Below are 8,109 nucleotides of genomic sequence, written 5' to 3'. Positions count from 1 at the left end.
TGACGGCGGCCCACGGATTCAAGCCTGCGTTCGGGCACACCGAGCCTAGGCGAGGTGCCGAGTGGTGGGGCAAGAGCCCTTTTGGTTACTTTTGGGGCTCTTTTCCAAAAGTGACCCGCTGTAAGAGCGGAACCCATAGCAGCCGTTACCGCAGCAATGGATATGTACTCAACTCAACCCAAAAAAATGGTCGGCCCAGAGGCCGCCATCGGGGGCAAGCCCCCTCCCACATTTGGAGCGAGGTGGACCCATTGGATATCTACCCGCTGTAAGACCGCAGGCAAACCCGCTCCCACAGATGGAGCCATGCACACCCGAAGAACGCCCACAGGGAAAACAATAAAAATGATCTTCACCCAAGAACACCAGGCACTGCGCCGCACCGTCCGCGCCTTCGTCGACCGCGAGATCAACCCCCACGTCGACGCATGGGAAAAAGCCGGCCGCTTCCCCATCCACGACCTCTTCCGCAAGGCCGGCGACCTCGGCCTACTGGGCATCTCCAAACCCGAACAATTCGGCGGCATGGGCCTGGACTACAGCTACTCGATCGTCGCCGCCGAAGAATTCGGCAGCATCCACTGCGGCGGCATCCCCATGTCCATCGGCGTACAGACCGACATGTGCACCCCCGCCCTCGCCCGCTTCGGCTGCGATGCACTGCGCGAAGAATTCCTGCGCCCGGCCATCAGCGGCGAGCAAGTCGGTTGCATCGGCGTCTCGGAAGCCGGCGCCGGGTCCGATGTGGCCGGGCTGAAAACCCAGGCACGCAAGGACGGCGATGACTACGTGATCAACGGCAGCAAAATGTGGATCACCAACTCGCCGAGCGCCGACTTCATGTGCCTGCTGGCCAACACCTCCGACGACAAGCCACACATCAACAAGTCGCTGATCATGGTGCCGATGAACACGCCGGGCATCAGCGTCAGCCCGCCCTTGGAAAAACTCGGCATGCACAGCTCCGAGACCGCCCAGGTGTTCTTCGACGACGTGCGCGTGCCGCAACGCAACCGCATCGGCCACGAAGGCGCCGGTTTCATGATGCAGATGCTGCAATTCCAGGAAGAACGCCTGTTTGGCGCGGCCAATATGATCAAGGGCCTGGAGTACTGCATCGACAGCACGATCGAATACTGCAAGGCGCGCCAGACCTTCGGCAAAGCACTGATCGATAATCAGGTCATCCACTTTCGCCTGGCCGAACTGGCCACCGAAATCGAATGCCTGCGCGCCTTGGTCTACCAGGCCACCGAGCAATACATCAAGGGCCAGGACGTGACGCGCCTGGCCTCCATGGCCAAGCTCAAGGCCGGGCGGCTGGGCCGCGAAGTCAGCGACAGTTGCCTGCAATACTGGGGCGGCATGGGCTTTATGTGGGACAACCCGGTGGCCCGCGCCTATCGCGATGTGCGCCTGGTGTCGATTGGCGGCGGCGCCGACGAAATCATGCTGGGCATTATCTGCAAACTGATGGGCACCCTGCCGGGGAAAAAACCATGAACACCCTGCTGCTCGAACCCCATAACGGTGTGCTGCACATCACCCTCAACCGTCCGCAAAGCCGCAACGCGATGAGCCTGGAGATGGTCAATGAACTGCGTGCCGTGCTGGCGCAACTGGACAGCCAGGTCCGCGCACTGGTGATCAGCGGCGCGGCCGGGCATTTCTGTGCCGGGGCGGACGTCAAAGACATGCTCAGCGCTGGCGACAAGGCGCAATTGCAGGCGTTGAACCGCGCATTCGGCACCTTGCTGCAGGAAGTTGAAGCCGTGCCCCAAGTGGTGATCGTGGTGCTGCAAGGCGCGGTGCTGGGCGGCGGCTTTGGCTTGGCGTGCGTCAGTGATATCGCGCTGGCCGATCACCAGGCGCAGTTCGGCTTGCCGGAGACCGGCCTGGGCTTGCTGCCCGCGCAGATCGCGCCGTTTGTGGTCAAGCGGATCGGTTTGACGCACGCACGCCGGCTGGCGCTGACGGCGGCGCGGTTTGATGGGGTCGAGGCTGAACGGTTGGGGGTCGTGCATTTTGTCGAGCGCGATCCGCAGGCGTTGGCCGAACGCCTGGATGAAGTACTGGGCCAGGTATTGCGCTGCGCGCCGGGGGCCAATGGGCGGACCAAGGCGTTGCTGCTGGCCAGCGTGGAGCAACCGATGGACGCGCTGCTGGATCAGGCCGCCGCGTGGTTCGCCGAGGCGGTGACCGGCGAAGAAGGTGTCGAAGGCACCCAGGCCTTTGTGCAAAAGCGCAAGCCACGGTGGGCCCAATGAACAAGATCCTGATCGCCAACCGCGGCGAAATCGCCTGCCGCATCCAGCGCACCGCCCAGGCATTGGGCTACCGAACCGTGGCGGTCTACAGCGACGCCGACGCCCAGGCCGCGCACGTGCAGATGGCCGACGAAGCCGTGAATATCGGCCCGCCGCCGGCGCAGCAGTCCTACCTGAATATTCCAGCGATCCTCAGCGCGGCCCAACGCACGGGCGCCGACGCGGTCCACCCTGGCTACGGCTTTCTCTCTGAAAACCCCGATTTCGCCCGCGCCTGCACAAACGCCGGGCTGACCTTTATCGGCCCCAGCGTCGAGGCCATTGAGCTGATGGGCAGCAAACGCCTGTCCAAACTCGCCATGCTCGAGGCCGGCGTCCCGTGCATCGCCGGCTATCAAGGCAGCGCCCAGGACGACGCCACGTTGCACATAGAAGCCGAACGCATTGGCTACCCGCTGATGATCAAGGCCAGCGCCGGTGGCGGCGGCCGCGGAATGCGCCTGGTGCATCAGCGCGAACATTTGCATGAGCAACTGCGCACCGCCCGCTCCGAAGCCCTGAACGCGTTCGGCAGTGACGAACTGATCCTGGAACAGGCGCTGATCGAGCCGCGCCACGTCGAAATCCAGCTGTTCGGCGACAGCCACGGCAACCTGATCTACCTCGGCGAACGCGACTGCTCGGTCCAGCGCCGCCATCAAAAAATCATTGAAGAAGCGCCCTGCCCGGTGATGACCCCGGCCCTGCGCCAGGCCATGGGCGACGCGGCCCTCAAGGCCGGGCGTGCGGTGAATTACGTCGGCGCCGGCACGGTAGAGTTCCTGCTCGACCGCGACGGCCAGTTCTACTTCCTGGAAATGAACACGCGCCTGCAAGTCGAACACCCGGTGACCGAGCTGATCAGCGGCCTCGACCTGGTCGACTGGCAACTGCAAATTGCCGCCGGCCAACCGCTGCCGTTAACGCAATCTGAGGTCAGCCTCAGCGGCCACGCCATGGAAGTGCGCCTGTACGCCGAAGACCCGGCCCAGGGCTTTTTACCGCAGACCGGCGCGGTGTTGCGCTGGGAACCGGCCGCCGGTGTGCGGATTGACCATGGTGTGCTGGAAGGTCAGCGCATCAGCCCGTTCTATGACCCGATGCTCGGCAAGATCATCGCCCATGGCGCCACCCGCGAGGAGGCGCGGCGCAAGCTGCTGCGCGCCGTGGAGGACAGCGTGCTGCTGGGCGTGGCGACCAACCAGCAGCTATTGGCCGACCTGCTCAAGCACCCGCAGTTTATCCAGGGCGATTTCAGCACCGCGTTGATCGCCGAACACTTCAGCGACATCCGCCACACGAACGCAACCGCCGAACAGTTGGCCCTGGCGGCCGCACTGTTTTATCAACACAGCGCCCAGGCCCATCCCCCTGCTTTATCGGGGTGGCGCAACAGCGCTGACGTGCCGTGGACCTATCAGTTGGCTGTCGATGATGAGGTCCAGGACATCACGGTCAGCGTCCTGGCCGACCATCGTCTGCAAGCCAACGGCATCGACATCCGCCACCTCAGCAGCGACGGTCGGTGGGCCACTGCGGTGATCAACGGCATCCGCCACCGCAGCGCCTACCACCTCGACGGCGCCCAGCTGTGGCTACCCGGCGTGAGCGTGACCAACCGCACCCAACACGTCGCCAGCCGCCAACCCCCGGTCGGCGGCGGCATGGTCAAGGCACCGATGGACGGCGCCATCGTCGAGGTGCGCGTGCGTGCCGGTGAACGCGTGACCCAGGGGCAACTGCTGGTGGTGCTCGAAGCGATGAAAATGGAGCATCCGCTGAAGGCCGGCATCGACGGTGTGATCAAGGCCGTGCAGGTCATAACCGGCGATCAGGTGCGCAATCGCCAGGTGTTGCTGGAGATCGAATAAAGCTTGGGCGGAACTCTACGGCCGGGCTACGCTCTATCCCCATCAGGACGGGAAGAGTACGGGAACCTGCACAATGCCTCATTGGCTGATTATTGACCTTGAAGCCACAACGGATGAAGGCGGCTGGCCCGTGACGGAAATGGAAGTCATCGAGATCGGCGCGAGCCTGGTCAACCGCCAGGGTCGCGAGCGAGATCATTTCCAGCGCTTTGTGCGGCCGCAGCGTCGGCCATTGCTGACGCCCTTTTGCCGCAAGCTGACCCATATCACCCAGGCAAACATGGACGGCGCCGCGCCCTTCAGCGAAGTGTGGGCGCTGTTCGAGCGCTGGCTGGGCCAGCATCAGGCGCACATGGAGGGCTGGGCCAGTTGGGGCGACTACGATCGCCAGCAGCTCGAACTGGAGTGGCAGCGCCATGGCCTGAGCAGCGCGCTGGCCCAAACGCCCCACGTCAACCTCAAGCAACGCTTCGCCAAGGCCCGGCGCCTGGACAAGCCAACGGGGCTCAATGGCGCCCTGCAATTGGCGGGGATGCAGTTCCATGGCCAGCAACATCGGGCGCTAGAGGATGCGCGCAACACCGCACGCCTGTTGCCGCTGATTTTGCCGGTCTAGGCAGCTCCCGTGCCCTTGGGCATACTGGCTGACCTTTCCAGACCCTTTTCCGAGGATTCGCCCATGTTTAAAGTCAACGAGTACTTCGACGGCACCGTCAAGTCGATCGCTTTCGGCACCGCAGAAGGTCCGGCGACCATCGGCGTCATGGCCCCGGGCGAATACGAATTCGGCACCGCCCAGCGTGAAATCATGCACGTAGTGTCCGGCGCCCTGAGCGTCAAATTGCCCGACAGCAGCACCTGGGAAACCTTCGCCGCCGGCAGCCTGTTCCACGTTCCGGCCAACAGCAAGTTCCAGCTGAAGGTCGCCGTGGACACCGCTTACCTGTGCGAATACCGCGGCTAAGCGGTTTCGCAGCGCGAAAAAAATGCCCGTCTCCTGCGAGACGGGCATTTTTTTGGCAGACGAATTACTCGAGCACAGTCACCGGCATGCCCACTTCGAGGCGGCCCACGCCATCGTTGACCAGGTTCTGGCCAAACATCGCGCCGTCTTCGGTCTTGCGATAGGCCTCCAGCGTCACGAAGGGTTCGCGGTCGGCACTGCGCTCGCCGGTGTGCGGGTCGATGGTGGTGAGAATGCAGCGTGAGCACGGTTTTACCACGCGAAACTCGACATCGCCGATACGCAGGCGTTTCCAGCCGTCTTCGGCGAACGCATCGGCGCCGTCAATCACCAGGTTGGGGCGAAAGCGCAGCATGTCCATAGGTCGGCCGACGTGCCGGGACAGGTCGTCCAGGGAGGCCTGGCCGATCAACAGCAACGGGTAACCGTCGGCAAACGCGACCTGATCATCGTCCTTGCCATAACCGGCTTGAGTGGTGCGGGCGCGCTCCAGCGGGACGTGTACCAGCCGCGTCGGCTTGCCGATAAAGTCGCTGACCCAGGCGGCAGCTTCATCGCCCGCATCCGGCACGCGCAAGGTGTCGCGCCAGATGGTCACACCGCGCAACTCGGCCGCGCTGCCGGGCAGCGCCACGTCCAGCACCGCGTAGCCAGGCGAACTGAGGGTCAGGCCACCACTGCGGTTCCACAGCGCCGACAACTGGCTCATCTTCGCCACGGCCCGCTGCGTCAAAAAGCGCCCGCTGGCCTCGTCCACCAACATCCAGCGTCGATCGCCGTCCAAGCCGAGTTTATCCAGGCCGATCTGCTGCAAGATTTCAGCCTTGCCGGATTTCAAGGGGTAACGGTACAGCGCGCTGAGACGAAGCATGGGCCTGCATTCCTAAGGGGGCAAAACCGTCACCCTAAGGTCAAGCCGATACGACGTCCAGCATCAGTCGCTCGCGCACCACATCTACCAGCTTGTCCGGCTGGAATTTGGACAGGAAATTGTCGCACCCGACCTTCTTCACCATCGACTCGTTAAAGCTGCCCGACAGCGAGGTGTGCAACACCACGTACAGCCCACGCAAGCGCGCGTCGCTGCGGATTTCGGTGGTCAGGCGGTAGCCGTCCATCTCGGGCATTTCGGCGTCGGTGAAGATCATCAGCAATTTGTCGGTCATCACCTGGCCCGTGTCGGCCCAGGCCTTGAGCATGTTTAGCGCCTTGAGGCCGTCGCTGGCGATGTGCATTTTCACCCCCAACTGACCCAGGGTGTCGCGCAACTGCGACAGCGCAACATTGGAGTCGTCCACCAGCAGTACTTCACGGCCACGGGCGCGTTCCAGTACCGGATCATCGAGTTTTTCGCGGGAGACCTTGGCGTTGTACGGCACGATCTCGGCCAGGACTTTTTCCACGTCGATGATTTCCACCAACTGGTCATCGACCTTGCTGATGGCGGTGAGGTAGTGCTGGCGCCCGGCGCTGGTCGGCGGCGGCAGGATGGCTTCCCAGTTCATGTTGACGATGCGGTCGACGCCGCCCACCAGGAACGCCTGCACCGAGCGGTTGTACTCAGTGACAATGATGGTGCTGTTGGGCCCCGGCACCAATGGACGCATGCCGATGGCCTGGGACAGGTCGATCACCGGCAGGGTCTGGCCTCGCAGGTTGACCACGCCACACACAAACGGGTGGCGCTGGGGCATCAAGGTCAGCTTGGGCAGTTGCAAGACTTCCTGCACCTTGAATACGTTGATCGCGAACAGCTGCCGCCCGGCCAGGCGAAACATGAGAATCTCCAGGCGATTCTCACCCACCAGTTGCGTGCGTTGATCTACCGTGTCGAGAATGCCGGCCATTAAAAGCTCCTGATATGCGCGCAGGTCGCGCTAAGGGATTATGCGGTTCACTAAGCTTGTTATCGGCGGCAAGCGCCAGACCTTGACCCCTGTAAAGTGCCACGTAAATCGATTGATGTCACACTGACATCATGCTTTACTGTGCAGGCCTTATTATTTGGCAAAACGGCAACATTGCGCGACATTTAAATCGACGCGAGGTTCCGCCGTGTAAGGGATTCCCCTATGCGCAATCAGGCCCGACCTGATATTCGCGATATCTAATAGCCATTAATGTGACGCCATTCTCATTGCATGAATGGAGTCAGGCTTTTGTTTGCCATCGTAAGCCCACGGCCCACCGGTCTTCCAGACACTCACGTGTCGGCAATCGAAGTTGTGCAATCGACCCGGATGACGAGGACGGTTCGCGCCTCACGCAATCATTCAAATAAACGTCCTACTAAAATCTCAGAAGCGACCTACAGATTTCAGTCATCTTTCAGCGGTAGTTTTACGCCATTCACGCGGTGCGACATCTCATCACCCGACCTTACGTTGTGGAGACTTGCATGATGAATAGCGCGAACGAGTGGCAAACTGCACTTCCCGAGTTCCTGCTAGAGGCCGAAAAGCTGCTAAGCAAGTCGGAAGAGTGCCTGAGCCATCTGCATTTGATTCGTAATGACAGCGATGCCATCGACTGCATGAAGTTCAGCCTAACGTCGCTCGCCGAAAAAGCCGATGACCTGGCCTTGCGGGCGATCAGCGAGTTCTCGCGACATATCCAGTACCTGATTGCCAACGCAGAGAGCCCTTTGCAACTGCACGATCAGGCCCTCGATGCCTTGAACAACTGCCTGACATTACTGGCGTGGCAACTGGAGCTGATCGACACCCGCACCGGTGAACTGCGTTTGGACGAAAGCGAACAAACCTCACTGATTGCGACGGTCACTCTCCAGATCCCGCAAAAGGACTTCGCCAATAAGCCACAGCAGCGCTTGCCCCATCGCTCATGAAAGGCTGCGCCGTTAACCGCTAAGGTGTCGCTTTTATCCAGCGTCTTGCCCAAAAACGACAAGAATAACTAATGTGCCCTGCAATAAGTGCAGGCAACCAAGTTGCCTGCGCTATAAAGA

Annotated in this window: 8 protein-coding genes; 6 read left to right on the top strand and 2 right to left on the bottom strand. The window is 61.7% G+C overall.

The window, feature by feature from the left end; genetic code table 11:
• Window positions 1-345 precede the first annotated feature (345 nt).
• From atuD to ACP7CJ_RS17385, 5 genes are all read left to right on the top strand, one after another.
• Window positions 346-1,503, top strand: a complete 1,158-nt coding sequence (gene atuD, locus ACP7CJ_RS17405; protein WP_426100032.1) for a citronellyl-CoA dehydrogenase — start codon at window positions 346-348, stop codon at window positions 1,501-1,503.
• Window positions 1,500-2,267, top strand: coding sequence for an enoyl-CoA hydratase/isomerase family protein (locus ACP7CJ_RS17400; RefSeq protein WP_426100033.1), 768 nt, complete (start codon window positions 1,500-1,502; stop codon window positions 2,265-2,267). The genes atuD and ACP7CJ_RS17400 overlap by 4 nt, the downstream gene beginning before the upstream one ends.
• A complete protein-coding gene (locus ACP7CJ_RS17395) occupies window positions 2,264-4,177 on the top strand; it encodes an acetyl/propionyl/methylcrotonyl-CoA carboxylase subunit alpha (RefSeq protein WP_426100034.1) in 1,914 nt (637 codons plus the stop codon). Before ACP7CJ_RS17400 ends, ACP7CJ_RS17395 begins: the two co-directional genes overlap by 4 nt.
• Window positions 4,178-4,250: 73 nt before the next feature.
• Window positions 4,251-4,793 (top strand): exonuclease domain-containing protein, encoded by a 543-nt coding sequence (locus ACP7CJ_RS17390; protein WP_426100035.1) that lies wholly within the window; start codon window positions 4,251-4,253, stop codon window positions 4,791-4,793.
• Window positions 4,794-4,856: 63 nt separating this feature from the next.
• Window positions 4,857-5,141, top strand: coding sequence for a pyrimidine/purine nucleoside phosphorylase (locus tag ACP7CJ_RS17385; RefSeq protein ID WP_198717118.1), 285 nt, complete (start codon window positions 4,857-4,859; stop codon window positions 5,139-5,141).
• A 64-nt stretch (window positions 5,142-5,205) separates the two neighbouring features.
• Here the strand turns inward: ACP7CJ_RS17385 and ACP7CJ_RS17380 are convergent, their stop codons facing one another.
• Entirely contained in the window at window positions 5,206-6,012 is an 807-nt protein-coding gene (locus ACP7CJ_RS17380; protein ID WP_426100036.1) for an MOSC domain-containing protein, read from the bottom strand.
• Between the two features lie 40 nt (window positions 6,013-6,052).
• On the bottom strand, window positions 6,053-6,988 hold the full coding sequence (locus ACP7CJ_RS17375) for a chemotaxis protein CheV (protein ID WP_276194188.1): 936 nt from the start codon (window positions 6,986-6,988) through the stop codon (window positions 6,053-6,055).
• A gap of 551 nt (window positions 6,989-7,539) precedes the next feature.
• Between ACP7CJ_RS17375 and ACP7CJ_RS17370 the strand changes: the two genes are divergently transcribed.
• The gene (locus ACP7CJ_RS17370; RefSeq protein WP_276194189.1) at window positions 7,540-7,989 is read left to right on the top strand and encodes a hypothetical protein; all 450 of its coding nucleotides are present in this window, start codon (window positions 7,540-7,542) and stop codon (window positions 7,987-7,989) included.
• Window positions 7,990-8,109: the final 120 nt, after the last annotated feature.

Origin of the sequence: Pseudomonas sp. PSPC3-2 (genome assembly GCF_049897085.1) — a bacterium.
Taxonomy (GTDB): Bacteria; Pseudomonadota; Gammaproteobacteria; order Pseudomonadales; family Pseudomonadaceae; genus Aquipseudomonas; species Aquipseudomonas paraveronii.
Note: the sequence above shows the minus strand (reverse complement) of the source record. Positions and strands in the feature narration are given on the sequence as shown.